This window comes from Marinobacter sp. LV10MA510-1 (assembly GCF_002563885.1).
Lineage (GTDB): Bacteria > Pseudomonadota > Gammaproteobacteria > Pseudomonadales > Oleiphilaceae > Marinobacter.
Genome location: NZ_PDJA01000001.1, coordinates 1900371 through 1920506 on the forward strand (window position 1 = coordinate 1900371; position 20136 = coordinate 1920506).

Annotated in this window: 19 protein-coding genes; 10 read left to right on the top strand and 9 right to left on the bottom strand. The window is 54.9% G+C overall.

Translation table 11 applies throughout. The annotated features are described in order from the left end of the window. Positions 1–25 precede the first annotated feature (25 nt). Both ATI45_RS09095 and rpoE read right to left on the bottom strand, forming a co-directional pair. Positions 26–595, bottom strand: coding sequence for a sigma-E factor negative regulatory protein (locus ATI45_RS09095; protein ID WP_098419208.1), 570 nt, complete (start codon positions 593–595; stop codon positions 26–28). 11 nt (positions 596–606) lie between these two features. Next, complete coding sequence (gene rpoE / locus ATI45_RS09100) at positions 607–1293, bottom strand: RNA polymerase sigma factor RpoE (protein ID WP_098421700.1); 687 nt, start codon at positions 1291–1293, stop codon at positions 607–609. A 144-nt stretch (positions 1294–1437) separates the two neighbouring features. Here rpoE and nadB point away from each other — a divergent pair, with 144 nt between their 5' ends. The 5 genes from nadB (at position 1438) to ATI45_RS09125 (ending at position 5874) form a co-directional block, all read left to right on the top strand. Further along, positions 1438–3042 carry an L-aspartate oxidase gene (nadB, locus tag ATI45_RS09105; protein ID WP_179888014.1) on the top strand — a complete coding sequence of 535 codons (1605 nt, stop codon included), beginning with the start codon at positions 1438–1440 and terminating at the stop codon, positions 3040–3042. Positions 3043–3098: 56 nt separating this feature from the next. After that, positions 3099–3371, top strand: coding sequence for a succinate dehydrogenase assembly factor 2 (locus ATI45_RS09110; RefSeq protein ID WP_098419210.1), 273 nt, complete (start codon positions 3099–3101; stop codon positions 3369–3371). Continuing rightward, a complete protein-coding gene (locus ATI45_RS09115) occupies positions 3355–3813 on the top strand; it encodes a hypothetical protein (protein ID WP_228705992.1) in 459 nt (152 codons plus the stop codon). Before ATI45_RS09110 ends, ATI45_RS09115 begins: the two co-directional genes overlap by 17 nt. A gap of 31 nt (positions 3814–3844) precedes the next feature. Further along, the gene (locus tag ATI45_RS09120) at positions 3845–4933 is read left to right on the top strand and encodes a YgfZ/GcvT domain-containing protein (RefSeq protein ID WP_179888016.1); all 1089 of its coding nucleotides are present in this window, start codon (positions 3845–3847) and stop codon (positions 4931–4933) included. A 113-nt stretch (positions 4934–5046) separates the two neighbouring features. Further along, on the top strand, positions 5047–5874 hold the full coding sequence (locus ATI45_RS09125) for an HDOD domain-containing protein (protein WP_098419211.1): 828 nt from the start codon (positions 5047–5049) through the stop codon (positions 5872–5874). Between the two features lie 30 nt (positions 5875–5904). On the opposite strand, the gene ung is transcribed toward ATI45_RS09125, so the two are convergent. From ung to prfB, 3 genes are all read right to left on the bottom strand, one after another. Next, complete coding sequence (gene ung / locus ATI45_RS09130) at positions 5905–6612, bottom strand: uracil-DNA glycosylase (RefSeq protein ID WP_098419212.1); 708 nt, start codon at positions 6610–6612, stop codon at positions 5905–5907. A gap of 3 nt (positions 6613–6615) precedes the next feature. Beyond that, positions 6616–8160 carry a lysine--tRNA ligase gene (gene lysS, locus ATI45_RS09135; protein ID WP_098419213.1) on the bottom strand — a complete coding sequence of 515 codons (1545 nt, stop codon included), beginning with the start codon at positions 8158–8160 and terminating at the stop codon, positions 6616–6618. A gap of 57 nt (positions 8161–8217) precedes the next feature. Beyond that, positions 8218–9313, bottom strand: a protein-coding gene (prfB, locus tag ATI45_RS09140) for a peptide chain release factor 2 (RefSeq protein ID WP_098419214.1) whose coding sequence is annotated in 2 segments (ribosomal slippage) — positions 8218–9240 and positions 9242–9313 — 1095 coding nt in all. Because the reading frame shifts where the segments join, the coding sequence is not laid out codon by codon here. A gap of 272 nt (positions 9314–9585) precedes the next feature. Between prfB and ATI45_RS09145 the strand changes: the two genes are divergently transcribed. Then, complete coding sequence (locus ATI45_RS09145) at positions 9586–11601, top strand: tetratricopeptide repeat protein (RefSeq protein ID WP_098419215.1); 2016 nt, start codon at positions 9586–9588, stop codon at positions 11599–11601. 84 nt (positions 11602–11685) lie between these two features. On the opposite strand, the gene sbcB is transcribed toward ATI45_RS09145, so the two are convergent. Further along, the gene (sbcB, locus tag ATI45_RS09150; protein ID WP_098419216.1) at positions 11686–13134 is read right to left on the bottom strand and encodes an exodeoxyribonuclease I; all 1449 of its coding nucleotides are present in this window, start codon (positions 13132–13134) and stop codon (positions 11686–11688) included. 194 nt (positions 13135–13328) lie between these two features. Here sbcB and ATI45_RS09155 point away from each other — a divergent pair, with 194 nt between their 5' ends. Next, positions 13329–14366 carry a response regulator gene (locus ATI45_RS09155; protein ID WP_098419217.1) on the top strand — a complete coding sequence of 346 codons (1038 nt, stop codon included), beginning with the start codon at positions 13329–13331 and terminating at the stop codon, positions 14364–14366. A 3-nt stretch (positions 14367–14369) separates the two neighbouring features. Continuing rightward, entirely contained in the window at positions 14370–15329 is a 960-nt protein-coding gene (locus ATI45_RS09160) for a GGDEF domain-containing protein (RefSeq protein WP_098419218.1), read from the top strand. A gap of 146 nt (positions 15330–15475) precedes the next feature. Here the strand turns inward: ATI45_RS09160 and ATI45_RS09165 are convergent, their stop codons facing one another. Further along, positions 15476–15844 (bottom strand): histone-like nucleoid-structuring protein, MvaT/MvaU family, encoded by a 369-nt coding sequence (locus ATI45_RS09165; protein WP_007350830.1) that lies wholly within the window; start codon positions 15842–15844, stop codon positions 15476–15478. 201 nt (positions 15845–16045) lie between these two features. Further along, positions 16046–16528 carry a transcription/translation regulatory transformer protein RfaH gene (rfaH, locus tag ATI45_RS09170; protein WP_098419219.1) on the bottom strand — a complete coding sequence of 161 codons (483 nt, stop codon included), beginning with the start codon at positions 16526–16528 and terminating at the stop codon, positions 16046–16048. 240 nt (positions 16529–16768) lie between these two features. On the opposite strand from rfaH, the gene ATI45_RS09175 reads away from it, so the two are divergent. Together ATI45_RS09175 and ATI45_RS09180 are read left to right on the top strand one after the other, a co-directional pair. Continuing rightward, positions 16769–18133, top strand: a complete 1365-nt coding sequence (locus tag ATI45_RS09175) for an MBL fold metallo-hydrolase RNA specificity domain-containing protein (protein ID WP_098419220.1) — start codon at positions 16769–16771, stop codon at positions 18131–18133. A gap of 418 nt (positions 18134–18551) precedes the next feature. Next, positions 18552–18845: a ComEA family DNA-binding protein gene (locus ATI45_RS09180; RefSeq protein ID WP_098419221.1), complete on the top strand. Its 294-nt coding sequence runs from the start codon at positions 18552–18554 to the stop codon at positions 18843–18845. Positions 18846–18910: 65 nt separating this feature from the next. Here the strand turns inward: ATI45_RS09180 and ATI45_RS09185 are convergent, their stop codons facing one another. Beyond that, the gene (locus ATI45_RS09185) at positions 18911–20098 is read right to left on the bottom strand and encodes a thiolase family protein (RefSeq protein WP_098419222.1); all 1188 of its coding nucleotides are present in this window, start codon (positions 20096–20098) and stop codon (positions 18911–18913) included. Between the last annotated feature and the right edge of the window lie 38 nt (positions 20099–20136).

Genomic DNA, 20136 nt, shown 5'->3' on the forward strand with positions numbered 1-20136 from the left:
CTGTGCCTGCCTGCCCGTTCACAGTTTAATAACCCCCTGCATCAACGCTGACCAGGCGCGCATAGCCCACCGAGCCCCGACCGGCACCCACACTGTTATGCTGGGCGTGTTCCAGCAGATAACGGTGAATCTGCTGCCGCTGCCTGTCATCCAGGCCCTGCAAGGATACTTCGCCGACCGAAGCCGCCGTTGCAGTCGCATTTGGTTCGGCCGTGGTCTGAGCAGCAACCAGCTCCAGCTCACCGGCGCTTTGCCAGCCTGAACCCGCGCCAAAACCCACCACCAGCGCCATGGCAATCATGGCTACCGCTGGCCAATGCCAACGCTGACGGCCTGTTGCCTTTGCCGCATTGTGCTCTGACGCCGGTACCCCGCCGTCAAGGCGTTGCCAGACACCGGCACTCACATCTGCGGCAGGCGAGACCGACTCGGCTGCGGCGCCCGTGCCATGCATCAGGTCGTGAATCTGCTGCCAGCGTTGCCACTGGCCGCGCACTTCATCCTGGTCGGAAAAGGACAGCAAACGCCGCACAGCGAGCTCGTCTGCTTCGTCGTCCATCATGGCCGACAGGGTTTCTCTGAGACGATCATCCATGGGATGCAACCTCAATTGCTTGCTGAATGGTTGAGCAAAGGGCCAAGATAGCGGTCTACCGCATCCCGGGCCCGAAAAATACGGGAACGCACCGTGCCAATCGGGCATTCCAGTATGCGGGCAATATCTTCGTAACTCAGGCCGTCGTACTCTCGTAGCAAAAACGCCGAACGCAATTCTTCCGGCAGTGCGTCTATGGCTTTATTCAGGGCCCGTTGCAACTGGTCGCGCTGCAGCAGCTTCTCTGGCGAAGCAATATCCCGCAGGCGCTGGCCATCGTCGTAATTTTCCGCGTCGGCCGAATCCGCGCTGCTCTGAGGACGCCGGCTACGGGCTTCCAGATAATTTTTGGCCGTATTAACCGCTATGCGGTAAAGCCAGGTGTAAAATGCGCTGTCTCCCCGAAAACGGTCGATGGCGCGAAAGGCTTTAACGAAAGTTTCCTGGGTAAGATCCATCACCTCGTGACTGTCGAATACATAACGACTGATGATAGACGCCACTCGCGACTGGTATTTCAGCACTAGCAAATCGAATGCAGAGCGGTCGCCATTGCGTACCTTGCGCACCAACTGCAAATCGGTCTGGCTGTCGCCCTGTTCAGGGGCTGTCTGGTCGATACTGGACGTCATGGACGGTTTGCCGGCACTCGCTGGTTCGGTGGCCTGAGTTACGGCCTGCTTGAGAATGGAATGCATCATGATGCTACTGCCCGGCGTCCGTTGATGGAGTCTTCGGGAAAAAAACCCGCTTAAAAGCAGCTTCCCGGTTCTGGCAAATGGACAGCGAGCACAAAGTTTAGTTCAATACACTTCCACATTATGGCCTGTGATACCAACCCAATGCCACAATCCTTCGAGTTCGATGTACTGGTAATCGGCAGCGGCGCCGCCGGTCTGACGGTTGCCCTGAATCTGCCGCCCCATTTGCACGTTTGCGTTCTCAGCAAAGCGGCCATCAGCAGTGGCGCCACGCTCTGGGCCCAGGGCGGAATTGCAGCGGTTCTTGACGGCGAAGACTCCGTTGAAAACCACATTCAGGATACCCTGGACGCCGGAGCAGGCCTTTGCCATAAAGATGCTGTGCGCTTTACTGTAGAACACAGCAGGGCCAGCGTTGACTGGCTGGTTGATTCCGGCGTGGACTTCACCCGCGATAACAACGCCGCTTTTCATCTGACACGCGAGGGCGGCCACAGCCATCGCCGCATTATCCACGCTGCCGATGCCACCGGGCAGGCGGTATCTACCACCCTCGTGGCCCAGGCCCAAGCACGGGCCAATATCACGCTGATGTCTGGCCGGGTCGCAGTAGACCTGATCACCAACCGCAAACTGTCGCTGCCTGGCAATCGCTGCGTTGGCGCCTACGTGCTGAATCTGGACGACAATCACGTTGAATTGATTCGCGCCCGCTTTACGGTCATTGCCACCGGCGGGGCCTCCAAGGCCTACCGCTACACCACTAACCCGGACGGTGCTTCTGGTGACGGCATTGCGATGGCCTGGCGTGCGGGCTGCCGCGTCGCTAATATGGAATTCAACCAGTTTCACCCGACCTGCCTGTACCACCCCCACGCCAAGTCGTTTCTGATCAGCGAGGCTCTGCGCGGCGAAGGCGGGCATTTGAAATTGCCGGACGGCAGCCGCTTTATGGACCGTTTCGACAGTCGTGCCGAACTGGCACCCAGAGACATTGTTGCCCGCGCCATCGATCACGAGATGAAGCGCCTGGGTGCAGACCACGTGTATCTGGACATCAGCCACAAGCCGGCAGATTTTATAAAACATCATTTCCCGACCATTTACGAAACCTGCCTGATCTACGGTATTGATATCACCCGCGAGCCGATTCCAGTGGTGCCAGCCGCTCACTACACCTGTGGTGGCATTATTAGCGACCAGCGCGCCAGAACCGATATCAACCAGCTTTACGTCGTGGGCGAAGCCGCTTTTACCGGCCTGCACGGCGCCAACCGCATGGCCAGCAACTCTTTGCTGGAATGCCTGGTGTATGGCCGCGCTGCGGCGGAAGACATTACCCGCCGGGAAGCCGATATACCCGCCGTGCCAGATGTTCCGGAGTGGGATGAAAGCCAAGTTAGGGATTCTGATGAAGACGTAGTCATTTCCCACAACTGGGACGAACTGCGCCATTTTATGTGGGACTATGTCGGCATAGTTCGCACCACGAAACGCTTGCAGCGTGCCAAGCACCGAGTCGATTTGCTGTCTCGGGAAATTGGCGATTTTTACAGTAATTACCGGGTATCCAACGATTTACTGGAACTGCGCAATCTGGTTACCGTGGCAGATCTTATTATTTGTTCGGCGCTGCAAAGACACGAAAGCCGTGGGCTTCACTACACCCTGGATTATCCGGCGATGCAGGCAGAAGCCCGCGACACTGTATTGGTACCCACCACGTACCGTACTTCTGCACCCTGATATCCCAATATGAGTGATATCAGGTAGTACTAAACCTATAACTGACAGGATGCGTTATGTCTGAAACTCAAGTCACTTCCAACTCGCCCGAGTTCAAGCGTTTATGGTGGCACAGCCGCCGCGGCATGCTAGAGCTAGACAATCTTCTGGTGCCATTTCTGGAGCAGGCATACTGTGATTTGAACCCGGATGACCAAGCCCGCTATGAAAAACTGCTGACCTGTGAAGACAACGACATGTTCGAGTGGTTTATGCAACGCAACAAGTCTGACGACCCGGACCTGCAGCGCATCGTTGAGGTTATTCTGAAACGTGTCCAGCCGGATTGATATCAGACTGCGCCCAACCTTGCTGGTGGGTGCTATCGCCGCCCTGCCCTGGCTGGTGCTAGCGGGTTTTGTAGGTCTATTGTCCATTGACGGCCATGTGTGGCTGTTGGCGATGGCTCCTTTGGCCACCGCTGGTGCGGTTTATGCCGTTCGCCGCCAAGGCTTGCTACGAGGGCAACATTGCGTGATCCGACTGCGCCTTCACGACGGCCAACTATGGGCCTTACACAGCAACGGTGAGGCGGTCGCCGTCAATCCGGGCCCTGGCAGCCGCATTGGTGCCCGCTTCAGTGTTCTGCAATTACGCCAGGCCCACAGCAACCGCTATTACACAACGGTATTGCTGCTTAGCGGCGACCGTGGCAACCTGCCCTCAGACGATGCGCGCCGCTTGCGCCTGTGGCTGAGGCTCGGGCAAAAACCGATGCCCGCCATCGTTTGACCCCATTTGCCTTTGTTTTGCGGAGTTTGTAATGAGCGATAACACCAAGGCCCTGTCGGCTGACAACCCCACTGCACTCTCTAATGCACTCCCTAATGCACTCCCTAATGCACTCCCTACTGCCCACTCCATTACAAACGTGGTAGCAGAGCAACCGCTGCCGGAAAACAACTGGGCAGAGCTGAGTGACCGCCTGATGGTGACGGTCAGCGGAGCTGGCACCGAGAAGTTTTTACAAGGCCAGTTCAGCCAGAACGTGAGCGAAGTAACCGCAGGCAAGTCCCTGCATGCAGCTGCCAGTAATCGCAAAGGCCGAGCCTACGCCCTGGTGCGCATGGTGCGCCACGATGACGCCATTCTGATGGACTTCAGCCGCGAACTGGCGGATGCCACTGAGGCCGAGCTGCGCAAATATTTGATGCTGTTTCGCGGCACCACCATGGCCCGCCCGGATAACAGCAAAATCATCGGCCTCTTTGGCAGTGAACTGGCACAGGCGGTGGCGGGTGAAAAGGCTGCGCTAGTCACCGATCTGCGGCAACCCGGAGACACCCTGACCACTGGGCACGGCCATCTGATTTTGCTGGAGCCTTCCATCGAAGGCCCTGCGCGCTATGAGCTCTGGTCACCGGACGGCGCCTTACCCGATGTACTCCAAACCAAACGTCAATGCAGCCTGGCTACTTGGCAAGCCGGACAAATTGCCGCCGGGGTGCCATGGCTGACCAGCGCAACCGCCGGCGCCTACGTACCACAAATGCTGAACTGGCAACATTTGGGAGGCGTCCACTTCAAGAAAGGCTGTTACACCGGCCAGGAAGTTATTGCGCGCATGCACTTTCTCGGGCAGCTGAAAAAGAGCCTTTACCGGCTGACCGTTACCGCCGATGCAGAACCGGCCGTTGGCGACGCTATCAGCAATGGCGAACGCAACGTGGGCGAAGTGGTCAATACCTTGCAGACCGGGCCGCAGCAATATCATTTACTGGCGGTCATTCGCCATGACGCCGCAAACGGCCCGCTCACACTGGCAGACAACGCCGATGCCAAAATACAGCTGTGCCCTCTGGCGTACGCCGTGCCGGAACGCGAACAGCCGCAGAAGACGGCAGATACATAAAGTGACAGGCAAGCGTCGCCAAATTTGCTATAAGCTAGTCGACGATGCGGATACCCAACAGGCCAGAGGCCCGCGCTTAACCGCTTAATTGCTTAACCGGATCTGATCATTCTATGTCGAACATTGCTGACACCATCAAGAACGACCTGATTACCGCCATCAATAGCGACAAACTCGTGCTGCCCACACTGCCCGAAGCTGCGCTTAAAGTTCGTGACATTGCACAGTCTGAAGACTCGGCAATCATAGATCTGGTCAAAGTAATCAGCAACGATACAGCGTTATCGGCGCGCCTTATTCGCGTTTGTAACAGCCCGTTGTTCCGCGGCAATCGCCCGATCGAGAACCTGAATATGGCGGTTAGCCGTCTGGGCATGACCTACACCAGCAGTCTGGCCATGGGCCTGGCCATGGAGCAGATGTTTCAGGCCACCTCGGACATGATTGACAAACGCATGCGCGCGACCTGGCAAACCAGCATAGAAATCGCCGGTATTTGTCACGTTTTGGCCCAGAACTACACGCGTCTGAGGCCCGAAAAGGCCACCCTCGCGGGCATGGTACACCTTATTGGCATGTTCCCGGTGCTGCGCTATATCGAAGACAATGACATCAAAATCAGCGGCATTGTGCTGGATGAAATCATTGCTGAACTGCATCCCCAGATTGGCGCCATTATCCTCAAACGCTGGGATTTCCCCGCCGACCTGCAGGACGTTCCGTTACTTTATAACCAGTTCGACCGCAGCCCGGCCAAGGCTGATTACAGCGATCTGATGATGATAGCGAATCTGCAGAGAGTTGCCGGAACCGATCACCCCTGGGCTCAGATGGACTGGAGTAGCATTAGCGCTTTTGAACGGCTTGGGCTGGACCCGGACGGCAGCGACGATGAAAATCTGGACGCCCAGATGGCAGCCGCCATGGCGATGCTCCAGTAGCAAGCAAAGGGTAAGCCAACGCGGGAAAAATCAGGGGCGCTGGGGCAGCGCCCAGTCGATAGCGCCAAGACCCTTGTTACCTAACCATTGGTTGGCTAAGGAAAAGTGATGGCAACCAAAAAATCCGCGATAAGCACTCAGGGGTGATGGGTGCGGCGCTTCCAGCACCAAATGCCTCTGGTGATCAATACCCCGGCCTTTTTTGTGGGCGTAACTGCCCCACAGCATAAACACCACTCCCTGATCCTGCTCATTGACTGCGGCGATCACGGCATTGGTAAACTCTTCCCAACCCTTACCTTGGTGCGCACCAGCGCTTCCTTTCTCAACCGTTAATACGCTGTTCAGCAGCAATACGCCCTGATCGGCCCACGCCTGCAAACAGCCGTGGGCGGGAGGCTCTATGCCAAGGTCAGTGCGGATTTCTTTAAACATATTAACCAGCGATGGCGGCATACGAGTATCGGGCAACACCGAAAAGCTCAAACCGTTGGCCTGGCCCGGCCCATGGTAGGGGTCCTGCCCCAGAATCACCACTTTCACCTGTCCCAACGGCGTACTGTTCAGCGCGTTAAATACCTGGTGCGCCGGTGGATAAATGTTCTTACCCGCCGCTTCCTCTGCTGATAAAAACTGTGCCAAAGAAGCCATGTACGGCTGTTGAAACTCTTCCGCCAGCCGTTCCGACCAGCCGCGGCCGGGCAGCAGTTGCTGCGCCAGCCCCTGTAGCGGCGTCATCGCTTAGCCTTCACTCTTTTTACTATCCGCTTTATGTTCCGGACGCATGGCCGGAAACAGGATAACGTCGCGGATAGACGCAGAGTTGGTCAGCAGCATAGCCAGGCGGTCGATACCAATACCCTCACCTGCTGTGGGCGGCATGCCGTATTCCAGCGCCATCACATAGTCTTCATCGTAGAACATGGCTTCGTCGTCGCCGGCGTCTTTTTCCGCCACCTGGGCGCGGAAACGCTCGGCCTGGTCTTCGGCGTCATTCAACTCGGAGAAGCCGTTGGCAATTTCACGGCCGCCGACAAAGAACTCGAAGCGCTCGGTGACAAACGGATTGCTGTCTTTGCAGCGGGCCAGCGGTGACACTTCTTTCGGGTATTCGGTAATGAACGTGGGCTGCATCAAGCGGTGCTCGGCGGTTTCCTCGAAAATCTCGATGTGCACTTTGCCAAGGCCCCAGCTGGCCTTCACTTTAACGCCCAGGTCTTTCGCCATCTGCCGCGCAAAGCTTTCGTCCGCCAGTTGCTCAGCGCTGACGTTTTCGTTATAGCGCACAATCGCGTCAACCACGGTCAGCCGATCAAACGCTTTGCCAAAGTCATATTCAATGCGGGTTTCGTTACCGTCGGGGTCAACCGCCGTATTCACCACCAGGCTAGAGCCCAAAACCTGCTCGGCAACAGTGCGCAGCATGTCTTCGGTCATATCCATCAGATCGTTGTAGTCGGCGTAAGCCTGATAGAACTCGACCATGGTAAATTCCGGGTTGTGACGGGTCGAGAGCCCTTCGTTGCGGAAGTTACGGTTAATTTCAAACACCCGCTCGAAACCGCCTACTACAAGGCGTTTCAAATACAGTTCCGGCGCGATGCGCAAGTACATATCAATGCCCAAGGCGTTGTGGTGTGTCATAAACGGCCGCGCCGCAGCGCCACCGGGAATCACCTGCAACATGGGGGTTTCAACTTCCATGAAGTCACGGTCGGCAAAAAACTGGCGCATGGCGGTAATGATTTTCGAGCGCGCCAGGAACACCCGGCGACTGTCTTCGTTGACCATCAAATCTACATAGCGATGGCGATAGCGGGACTCGGTATCGGTCAGGCCTTTGTGCTTTTCCGGCAGTGGGCGCAGAGATTTTGTCAGCAGCCGGTAATCGTCCATGATGACGTAAAGATCACCCTTGCCCGAGCGCGCCAATATCCCGCGAACCCCGATAATGTCTCCTAAATCCCAGTGCTTTGTGGCCTTTTGCACATCTTTGGTGGCGTACACCTGAATTCGGCCAGTCACATCCTGAACCACCTTGAACGCCTTGCGATCCAGCATCATGCGGCCGGCTATGGCCACCGGGATCGCCATGTCTTCCAACTGCTGCTTGTTATAGTCCGCGTACTTTTCCAGCAGTTCGGCAGCGGTACTGTCGCGACGAAAATCGTTGGGAAACGCATTGCCCTGCTCGCGAATATCCGCCAGTTTAGCGCGGCGCTCGGCAATCAGCTTGTTCTCATCAGGCTGGGCATCGGGCTGGGCATTGTGCATCTGTTCAGTCATTTTGGCTCACTGGGAATAAGAATCGGGTTAATCCTGATCAAAGGGAAGGGCGCTGGATCACAGCGCCATTTTCAGGCTGGCTTCAATAAACTTGTCGATATCGCCATCAAGTACCGACTGGGTATTGCTGGTTTCTACCTTGGTGCGCAAATCCTTGATACGGCTGTCATCCAGCACGTAAGAGCGGATCTGGCTGCCCCAGCCGATGTCGGACTTGGAGTCTTCCAGCTTTTGCTTCTCGGCGTTACGGGCCTGCATTTCGTGTTCGAACAGTTTGGCTTTCAACTGTTTCATGGCCTGATCTTTGTTCTGATGCTGGCTACGACCGGCTTGACAGGCTACAACAATGCCAGTTGGGTTGTGAGTCAGGCGCACGGCCGACTCGGTGCGGTTAACGTGCTGGCCACCGGCACCAGAGGCACGATACACATCCACCCGCAGATCCGCCGGGTTGATTTCAATAACAAAGCTGTCGTCTACCTCAGGTGCCACAAACACCGATGAAAACGATGTATGGCGACGGTTGCCGGAATCAAACGGCGACTTGCGTACTAAACGATGCACGCCGGTTTCGGTGCGTAACCAGCCGAAGGCGTACTCGCCCTGAATATGAAGTGTGGCGCTTTTTATACCCGCCACTTCGCCTTCCTGTAGTTCAACAATCTCGGCCTTAAAACCACGGCGCTCCGCCCAGCGCAGATACATACGCAGCAGCATATTGCCCCAGTCCTGGGCTTCGGTGCCGCCAGAGCCGGCCTGAATATCCATATAGGCGTTATTGGCGTCCATTTCACCGGAAAACATGCGACGGAATTCGAGCTTTTCCAGATTTGCATCCAGCTCGGCAAGATCGTTTTCGATGTCGGCAACCGTGGCTTCGTCGTCTTCTTCAACGGCCATCTCAAGCAGGCCTTCGGCGTCGGTCAGGCCGCTGGTCAGTCGATCAATGGTGGACACGATCAGCTCCAGATCGGAGCGCTCTTTACCCAGAGCTTGCGCTCGCTCGGGATCTTCCCAAACGCTGGGCATTTCCAGTTCGCGCTCTACTTCGGTCAGACGTTCGCTGCGCTGGTCGTAGTCAAAGATACCCCCTGAGCGCTTCAGTGCGCTCGCGAAGTTCTTTGATCTTCATAACAATGGGATTGATTTCCATGAAATGCGGACTCGCTCTGGCAAGTGATGATTAAAACAGTGGCGTGATTCTACCGGAAATCCGCCGTTAAATCAGCCGCCACAAAGCCACACTCAGCGTGCTTTTTTTTGCGCTGGAGACACACACTTCTGCCTGGTTTGCCAATTCAGCAAGAAATTGGCAAGGGTTTCGCAAAAACTGGCATAAGTTTCGCTACGTCACCGTCAACACACGGTTAAATGCCGGCATAACTGCAGGGTTTTGCCGCTTCTTATGCGAACACGAGGTGCCCCATGCACGCACAGTCCGAAACCCGTCACAATCCCGTCCACCAAACCGAAACAGCCCGGCTGCTACTGCTGGCCAATGACACTTACCGCCGCTCTAACCAAAGCGACACGGCCTATGCTCAGCGCGTGGCCGCGCGTATCGAATGCCACGAACAGCTGCAAAGCCTGTTGCTGCGAGCGCCCGAAAATGCTCAGGCGCAAGGTTTGATGGGCAGAGTGGAGATGGACGATGGCAACCTGCAAAAAGCCCGCACCTTGTTTGACACAAGCCTGGCATTGCAACCCGGCCAGGCACAGCAATATATCAACCTGGGTTACTGGGCGCTTAAAGTTGAGCGCCCGGCCCAGGCCGAGCAATATTTTTCCCAGGCGTTGCAGCACGAACGGCAATCTGCTTCCGCATTTAGCGGCATCGCTCATGCAAAACGGCTTCAAAATCAATTTGATGTTGCCTATCTGCATTACCGCACACTGATTCGCAGCGGCCACGCCAACGCCAGGATGTACAGCGCGATGCTGGAGTGTGCCAGCCACCTTAGCGTTCATAAGGCTGACTCGCTGCTGCGTGCCGACGCCATTACCTTGCTCAACAAAAGCCACCTGGCGCACCAGAAAATCGGACGCTTTGTGTGTGAGATTCTGCGCCAGCACTATTCACCCGACACAGCAGCACCAGACACAACCGGCGCAATGGATGAACTGGCCGCTGCAGCCAACGACGAACTGCTGCTGCTGGCGTTGAACCAGATCATTCTGCCCGACCCTGCGGTGGAATCACTGATTACCTCGTTGCGACACCAGCTGGTGAAGCACATTGCCGACAGTGGCGAGCTAGAAGATGGCCTGCAACAGCTCGCGCTCGGGCTGGGTCGTTACGCCGAACGAACCGGTTACGCGCTGGCCACCAAAGATGACGAACAGCAACTGGCAGCGACCATAAACATCAATCTGCGAGCACAACTCACTCTGGGTGACGGCCCGGAGGCGTTGGCCGGCTCGGTCATTATCAGCGCGCTTTACGGCGCACTGTTCCACCAGGATTTTGCCGCAACCCTGGGGCAGTGGAATCTGGTGGATTGGCCGCTGGCGATGCAACCACTGATGGCGGCAAGTTATTACGACCGCGCCTGGGAAGAGGCGGTAAAACAGAATTTTGCAGAGAAAGCAGACGAGCTGCGCCTGGATCGCGACGACACGCCCCAGGCCTGGCCAGCCTGGGCGGAGCTCAATAACAACACGGAAACCAGCCTGAGGGCGCTGATGGCCAACGAATTCGGCCTGTCTGTCGAGCAGCTTCCAGCTACACTAAGGTTGATGGTGTGCGGTTGCCAGAGCGGCCAGCGAGCATTGGAACTGGCGCGCTATTTAAGCGATGTGGAAGTCATCGCGGTGGACGAATCTCTGGCAAATGTGGCCCGCGGCAGCGCCATGGCCGAGGCAACAAATATTGAAAACATTGTGTTCTGGCCATGGTCGTTAGCGCAGCGCTTTATTGCCGACGGCCACCAGGTGCACTGGGTTGAAATAGGCCGCCTGCCCTCGCCGGCAATGGCCGATCTGTCGCTGGCCAACCTGGTAGACCAGGTTGCCGCCTCTGGTGCAGTGGTCCATCTGCATACCGATATGGCCGAGCAAACCCGTGGCGACAAGCAGATACGCCGGCTTATCAGCGAGCACAGTTTGGAGCCTCGCCGTAATACCTTGCAGCAACTGCGGCGCATGGTACTGAATAATCGCACAGGCGACCTATGGCAGAGCCTGCTGCAAGATGAAAATTTCTACAGTCTGGGCGGCTGCCACGACCGCTGGTTCCGGCCACAGAGCAAGCAGCAGCTAAAATCTGTGTTGGCCATGGTCAGTAACGAAGTGCAGTGGAAGCTGGTCAAGGCCCGCGACGAAGACGGTCACAGCCTGGCCACCGGCCCGGTACAGCAGCAGATTCGCAAGGAAGCCCTAGGCAGTCACGTTCAAAGTCTGCTGGGCCAGCAACTGAGCGTGTATTTTCAGCGTCGGCGCTAAAAATACACCTCTGACCCCACGACATTGCAAAGATCAACGGGCCTTCGCGGCTCGTTGATCTTTGCTTCTATCGATTACTCGCGTCTAAATATAAGGCGAAATTGCTTCACCATACAGATGCAGCTCTTCGAGAATGTGCCGCTGCTGCTGGGTTATATCTGGCTTAACCATCAGGCGCTGGAGTTCCGCGCCATACTCGGCAAGTGACAACCAACCTTTCACCGGCTGGGTCAGTCTTTGCTCGCGAAACTGCTCCCAACGTTCCATTTCCTCGCCGTTCAAGGTGTCCGGATAATTGCGGGCGCGATAACGAAATAGCATTTCGGCCAGGCGCTCGTCGGCAAACTGGAATTCGCTTTCGCCAAGCTGCTGCGGTTCCATTGCCATCGCGCGATCCAATTGCCCACGATCCCCCTGGCTAAGAAAGCCGCCCGCATAGATCTGTTCGTCCGGATCCGTCAGCTTGGTGTCGTAATCACGCTCGAAAGCAGCAGCCACGCGCTGCGCAAAATCTGGCCCTGCCTGGCGCAGAATCGCCAGATGGCGTCGCATCTGCTCACCATCCAGATCCAGCCGCTGCAAGCGTTCCGGCGAGAGCGTTGCCAGCATGGTCGCCGGCGCCAATACCGGGCACTTGTTCAGCTGAATCGCCTTTAACGGGAATCGGCGAACACCTTCAGGCAGCGCAGACTGCGCGGTAAAAACCCGCTCGCGAATCTGCTCAACGCTGGCGTTAATCAGTTCGGCGGGATTTTCACGCAAATCATACACAATTACCTGATTTTTGTTGCTGGCGTGCTCGGCAACTGGCGCTACCAGCGCGCAACTGCCCTGGCTCGCAGGGTACTTTCCAGACACGTGAAAAACCGGCTTTCGAGTGGCGGTATCCAGCATTTTGCGGGCCGCCTGCTTGGATTTGTTGGCCAGCGCAAATTCAAACAACCGGGGCTGACGTTCCTTGATCAGCCTCGCCAACGCAAGCGTCGCGGTTACATCAGACATGGCATCGTGGGCCTGGCCGTGTTCGACGCCATTGGCTCGGGCCAGATCTTCCAAGCGAAAGCTTGGGCTACCATCGGGTTTTAGCGGCCACTCTATGCCGTCCGGGCGCAGCGTAAAAGCCAGGCGCACCACATCAATCAGGTCCCACCGGGAATTACCATTTTGCCATTCCCGGGCGTAAGGGTCGCGCAGGTTGCGGTAAAGGGTATTGCGGGTTACTTCATCATCAAAGCGCAAACTGTTGTAGCCCACCACACAGGTGCCAGGCTGACTGAAGGCGTGGTTGATCATCGTAATGAATTCGGCTTCAGGATAGCCTTCCTGCATGGCTTGCTGCGGCGTTATCCCGGTAATCAGGCAGGCTTCCGGGGCCGGCAGATAATCATCAGCGGGCCTGCAAAAAATAACCAGAGGCTCTTCAATAATGTTCAGCTCACTGTCAGTGCGAACACCGGCAAACTGACAGGGCCTGTCGTGCAATGGGTCGACACCAAAGGTTTCGTAGTCGTGCCAGTAAAATGTGGGGGTCAAAACCGAAAACTCCTGCAAATATCACGGCGATGAGTCTAACAGAAAATACCGCCTGCGCCCGGTTGTAGCCGGCGCACCCATAGCACCGGGCATCTATATACATACAAAAATCATATAATTAGCGTAGCACCAATGTACATACAAGGCTTCACTGCTATAATAGGTGGCACTTCTATCTTTATCTGGGTTTGCATATGTTACCTGACATACTGATTTGCGACGATTCCGAGATGGCTCGCAAACAGATGGCACGAGCTTTGCCAACCGCACTGCGTCACCAGGTCAGCTTCTGCCGCAATGGTAGCGAAGCACTTGCGTACATACGCAACAGCGTGCCAGACCTCCTGTTTCTGGATTTGAACATGCCCGATCTGGACGGCTACGAGGTGCTCGAACATCTTCGCAGCGAACAGATCGAGCTGCTGACAATTGTAGTGTCTGGTGACATTCAGCCCCAGGCAAAGGCTCGGGTTTTCAGTCTGGGCGCCATGGCTTTTCTCAATAAACCGACAGCCCCGGAAAAGGTTGCCGAGCTTCTTGCCCAATACGGCATTTATCGCGAGTCAGACGAATCGCTAGCTTCGGGCTCGCAGCCTGAAACCGACACCCCGAGCCACCCTGCAAACACCAACCCTGACCTGCAGCTATTGCTGAATGACTACCTGCGGGAAATAGCCAACGTCGCCATGGGGCGCTCGTCAGACCTGTTAGCGCGTTTACTGGGTATTTTTGTGCGCCAGCCGATACCGAAAGTGGCTTTTATTGCCAGCTCCGAACTGCACATGACCATCGCCGCAGCCAACGATGAAGCCCATTATTCGGCAGTATGCCAAGGGTTTACGGGAGCCGGTGTTGCCGGCGAAGCTTTGTTGTTGTTCGCCGACAGCAGTTTTCGCGAAATGGCAGAAATGCTGCACTATGACAACCTAGACGGTCCGGAGGTCAATGTTGAGGTGCTTATGGACATGTCCAGCATTTTGTTCGGTGCATTTTTGAAAGGCATTGGTGATCAGATGGATTTACGGCTGGGCCTTAGTCACCCAACAGTGCTAGGACAGCATCGACAAATTGCCGAACTGCTAGACCACCATCATAATCACGAACAGCAATTGTTGTGCATTGAAATCACTTACACCATTGAAAACCATAATATCCAATGTGACATGCTTGTGCTGTTTACCGAAGATTCGCTGCCATTTTTGCAGCAACGTTTGCAATATCTGGCGGAGTAACGAATGCCATCATTAAACCCGGAAAGCGTAAGCTCGTTCCACTGGATGGCTGACATGGTTGAGTCTGTGGAGGTTGGGCTGGTCGTGCTGGACTTGGAATTTCGCGTGCAGATGTGGAACGGCTTCATGGAGCACCACAGCGGGATGACGGCTAGCAAAATTCATAATCAAGTGCTGTTCGAGCTGTTTCCAGATATTCCCCGCGCTTGGCTAAGCGGCAAAGTTGAAGCCGTGACGCTACTGAACACCCGCGCCTTTACGTCGTGGGAGCAGCGCCCTTACCTGCTGCGCTTTCGCAATACCCGGCCGATTACCGGTACCGAAGAGTTCATGTATCAGAACCTCACCATCAGCCCGCTATGCGGCCCATCCGGGAAAATAGACAAAGTGTGCCTGATGATCTACGACGTTACCGATATTGCAAGCAGCAAACGTGCACTGGAGCGTGCTAACGATCAACTTGCCAAGCTAAGCATGATCGACAAACTGACGGGACTGCTTAACCGCGGAACCTGGGAAAATCTACTGGATGCGGAATTTTCACGCCATCAGCGCTACGGCGGCAACAGCACATTGGTGATGTTCGATATTGACCGTTTTAAAGCCATTAACGATAGCTTCGGTCATCTGGTAGGAGATGAAGTCATTCGCCACACCGCGGCAACAACCCGCAGACACTTGCGCCATTCAGACAGCGCCGGGCGTTATGGCGGGGAAGAGTTCGCTATTATTCTGCCAGAAACCGACACGGCAGGGGCTCTCACTATTTGTGAGCGCATTTTGAGCGCCATTTCACGGGAAACTGTCACCGTAAATAGCCACAACATCAGCTACACCGTCAGCATGGGCATCGCGCCACTCAGCGATAGACCAAAGAATTACTTGGCTTGGTTAGAACAGGCAGACCAAGCCATGTACTCGGCAAAACAGGGTGGACGCAATCAAATTGTCACTTTCTCTTAACCGTTTTGATGTCAGCTGCGGCTAATCAATAACCACTTAAGCCCCGATCGTAATACTTGCCACCAGAAACGCAAAACGGAGCGCTGACAAATAAGCGCTCCGTTTTTTTTGCACACTATGACTGCATACAGATTATAGCTGGCAGATTAGTCCTGCCAGCTCTGTACCGCCTCTTTTCCGTGCTTTTCACGCCACTCATTAAGAGTCTTGTGGTTGCCGCCGCGGGTTTTCACCACTTCGCCGGTGTGCGGGTTGCGATAGGTTTTCTCAGGACGCTTAGCGCGATTTCCACCGCCAGTGGTGGCGGTTGATGCCGAAGCAATAGACGGATCAATCGCGGCCAGAATTTGCAGGACATCTTTCGGCGATTTGCTGTATTCGCCCATCAGTTCACGGACTTTGTTTTCAAACGCCAATTCGCTTTTCAACGCTTGATCTTCTTCCAGCTTCTCCAGCTCGGCTGCCAGCTTTTCCATCAGCTGTTTCTTTTGATAATAGTCGTTAATTTTCGCCATGAAATTTAAACCTTAAGGTCTGAAATGCTTGATATGAACGATGGCAATATACCGATAGTATGTAGCCACCAAAATGTCGATATCAATAGTAATGAATCAGTAACGCCAAATCAAAGGATTAATGAACTATCCACTGCATTAAAACTTACAATCACTTCAGATTCCAACATCTCTGAATTTTTTTAAAGGCATTATCAATTATCACTGATTTCTTAATGACGATATCGGTACAGATATACGCTGATTTTTCTGCATGAACTCAATCAACACAATTGCCCGCTCATCGCCATCGTAACATTGAAATATTGCCCGCATGCCAGCAAAGGGGCCTTCTGCAACGTCTACATCGTCGCCACTTTTAATGCCACCTGCGGACGCAACCTTGTCAAGACTGGCACGCAAATGATCGATCACTTCATCTTCAACTGGCAAAGGTTTACCACCGAACCCAACAATTCTTATCACACCGCGAGTCGAACGCAGTTTTGACCAGACGGGATTCGATTGCGATAAATTGATAAAAATATAGCCCGAGAACAGCGCCTCTAGCTTGCAACTACGCTTTCCCGAGCGCAGCTTCTCAACCATTACTTTCGGGTAAAAACAGGGAATGTCCTGATTTTGTAAATGCATAAGAGCGCGATCTCCTTGACCGGGCTTGCACTGCAGGACATACCACTTCATAACAGAGCCTATTAGTAATACTTAGTGGATTATACCTACGGCGAAATTGCTGATATGGCGCGCCTACCTACAACCCATCTTTAACATTCAATAGCAGCCAGTCGCAACGACCGCTATCGCCACATAGGCGTAGAGCGTAATTGTAACGCGAATGTGGCAGCAAGATCATTGGCAAATACTACTCACAAACAGCCCGTGAGCTACCCTGAAGTAGACACCGACTGAATTAAGGATGACATCATGAAGCTGAGATTTCTAGGCGGCGCCGGCACCGTTACAGGTTCACGCTATCTTGTTTCAGATGAACAGCATCGCCTTCTGGTAGACTGCGGCCTGTATCAAGGCGTAAAGATCTTGCGCCTGCGCAACCGGGCCCGCTTTCCGGTAGAGCCGGGCAGTATCGAAGCCGTTGTGCTGACACATACCCACATCGACCATTCCGGCTACTTGCCAGCGCTGGTCAAAAACGGCTTTCACGGCAAAATTTATTGCATTCGCGCCACCCACGAACTGTGCAAGGTTCTACTGCCAGATGCCGGTTTTTTGCAGGAAGAAGACGCCCGTTATGCGGCGCGCAAAAAGTTTTCGAAACACGCCAACCCCGAGCCACTGTTCACCGTAAAAGATGCCCAACAGGCACTCAAGCATTTCGAATCTTTGGACTATCACCAACCCTTTGAGCCGGTGCCCGGCTTCTCCGTAAATTTCACACCAGCAGGGCACATATTGGGATCGGCCTGTGTGCACATACACCATGAAAATTCGAATCGCACCGTTGTTTTCAGTGGCGATGTGGGCCGCCAAAACGACATCATCATGCGACCTCCGGAACCCCTGAGCAACGCAGACGTTCTGGTGTGCGAATCCACTTACGGTGACCGTACTCACGGCACCAGCGACCCGGAAACCGAGCTTGCAGAGATCATCTCGGCAACAGCGGCCCGCGGTGGCTTGACGCTGATTCCGTCGTTTGCCGTAGGGCGCGCGCAAATGCTGCTGTATATAATACACAAACTGATCGCTGAAAAGCGCATACCGGATTTGCCGGTGTTTCTGAACAGCCCGATGGCGATCAAAGCGACCGAGATTTTCTGTCACTTTCATAAAGAGCACCGGCTCAACCCCGCCCAATGCCGAGGTATTGATGAGCACACCGTGTATGTGCGTAAGGTCGAAGATTCCATCAAACTCGATGCCGTTCGTTATCCCTGCATCATCATTTCAGCCAGCGGCATGGCAAGTGGCGGGCGGGTACTGCACCACCTGAAAACCCTGCTACCCAATCATCGCAACAGCGTTGTTTTTGCAGGTTTCCAGGCGCTGGGCACCCGTGGTGATAGCCTGGTTAACGGGGCCAGCGACGTAAAGATTCACGGTGAATATTGGCCGGTGAAGGCGCAAATACACAATCTGACCTCACTGTCGGCCCACGGCGACTACAACGAGATCCTTCAATGGTTGCAACAGGACCCCGCCCTAAAACCAGACAAGGTGTACGTCACTCACGGTGAACCGCTTGCCAGCGACCAAATGCGCCGTCGCCTGCATGAAACCCTGGGTTGGGACGCTGAGGTGCCAGAGCTGGGTGCTGAAGTAGATATATGATGTGACACGGGCTCTGGGTGCGTTTTTTGTAAGCCTGGACTTACACAATAAAGGGTAAAAGGCTTACAACAAAGCGTCGCAGGATTGGTTACACTTTAACGGTCAAGGATGACGCGCTGGCATGGAATGCCAACACACGGAAGATACCCCACGGAACCGGGGGCGCTCGAAGGAGTCGGGCATACAAGGATGGAATTCAGGGAAGATGCGCCCAGGATGGGCGAAGCCTGACGGATCAGGCCGGGGTCATAGTCACGGGTAACGTAGCTGGCAAGGATGTCAGCTGTGCCGTGCGCCCCGTAGCAACCTATTTTCTTATCTCTTGAAACTGCGCCGGCCCCTTTCGGCTCTGGTTTAGCCCTGTGTTGCCGTGTGGATACTAACCACAACAACCGACGAGAACGTCCGGAGTTAAATCATGAAACGCAGCTCACTGCTCGCTACGCTTACTCTTTTGTTAAGCCTTATGTCCGGCTTTGCTTTTGCTCAGACGGCAAGCATCAATATCAATACCGCCGATAGTACCAGTCTGGCCTCGCTTTCAGGCATTGGCCAAAGTAAAGCCGAAGCGATTGTCGAATACCGAAAGGCCAATGGCCCGTTCGCCAGCACCCAAGACCTGGCAAACGTTAAGGGCATTGGCGCACGAACGGTCGAAAAAAATGCAAACCGGCTGACGATTCAAGACACAAACAGTCCCAAGACACCCTAACAAAACGGGTGGTTGCCATTACGCAACCACCCGTTTTGTTAACGCCAACCAGCCTGGCCGCCGCCTTATAGCATTTCGATCGCCATCGCCGTCGCTTCGCCACCGCCAATACACAGGACCGCAACACCTTTCTTTTTGCCGTAGCGCTGCAGCGCGTACATCAGAGTGACCAAAATTCGTGAACCTGTTGAGCCTACGGGGTGGCCCTGGGCACAGGCACCGCCATGAACGTTCACTTTATCCGGATCTAGCCCCAGCTCGTGAATCGGCATCATCGCAACCATGGCGAAAGCTTCGTTGATTTCGTACAGATCAACGTCGTCCTTACTCCAGCCAGTTTTGGCAAACAACGTTTCCAGCGCACCCACCGGGGCACAGGTGAACTCTGAGGGATGCTGGGATTGCGTGCTGTGGGCAACCACTCGGGCCAAAGGTTTGAGCCCGCGCTTTTCAGCCTCGGATTCGCGCATCAGTACCAGCGCAGATGCGCCGTCAGAAATAGAAGAGGCGTTGGCAGCCGTGATCGTGCCGTCTTTGCTGAACGCAGGACGCAAGGTCGGGATTTTTTCCAGGTTGGCGTTAAAGGGCTGCTCGTCGTGCTCTACCAAAATGTCACCCTTGCGGGTTTTCACGGTTACCGGGACAATTTCGTCTTTTAGCAGACCCTGTTCAATTGCGCGCTGCGCACGCTTGAGGGAGCTGATGGCGTAGTTATCCATGTCTTCGCGGGTATAGCCTTTTTTATCGGCCATTTCCTGAGCAAAAGCACCCATCAAACGGCCCGTTTCAGCATCTTCCAGGCCATCAAAAAACATGTGGTCCTGAGGTGCATCGCCTGGCCCCATGCGGTAGCCACTGCGTGCTTTTAACAGCAAATAGGGAGCGCTCGACATGTTCTCCATACCGCCAGCCACCATGATGTCGTTGCTGCCTGCTTTGATCATGTCATGGGCAAGCATCGCCGCCTTCATACCCGAACCACACAACTTATTGATGGCGGTTGCACCGGTGCTGTCTGGTAAGCCGGCTTTGCGCATGGCCTGTCGCGCAGGGCCCTGACGCAAGCCCGCGGGCAACACGTTGCCCATGATCACTTCCTGCACATCACCCGGCTGTAAACCAGCGCGACGCACGGCTTCAGCAATGCACACGGCACCCAGCTCCGGTGCAGGTACAGAGGATAAACTGCCCTGAAACCCACCCATTGGCGTGCGCACGCCACTGACAATCACTACCTGATCGCTGTTGCTCATATTGGTTTCTTATTCCCTTAATAATTGCATCGTTGTTA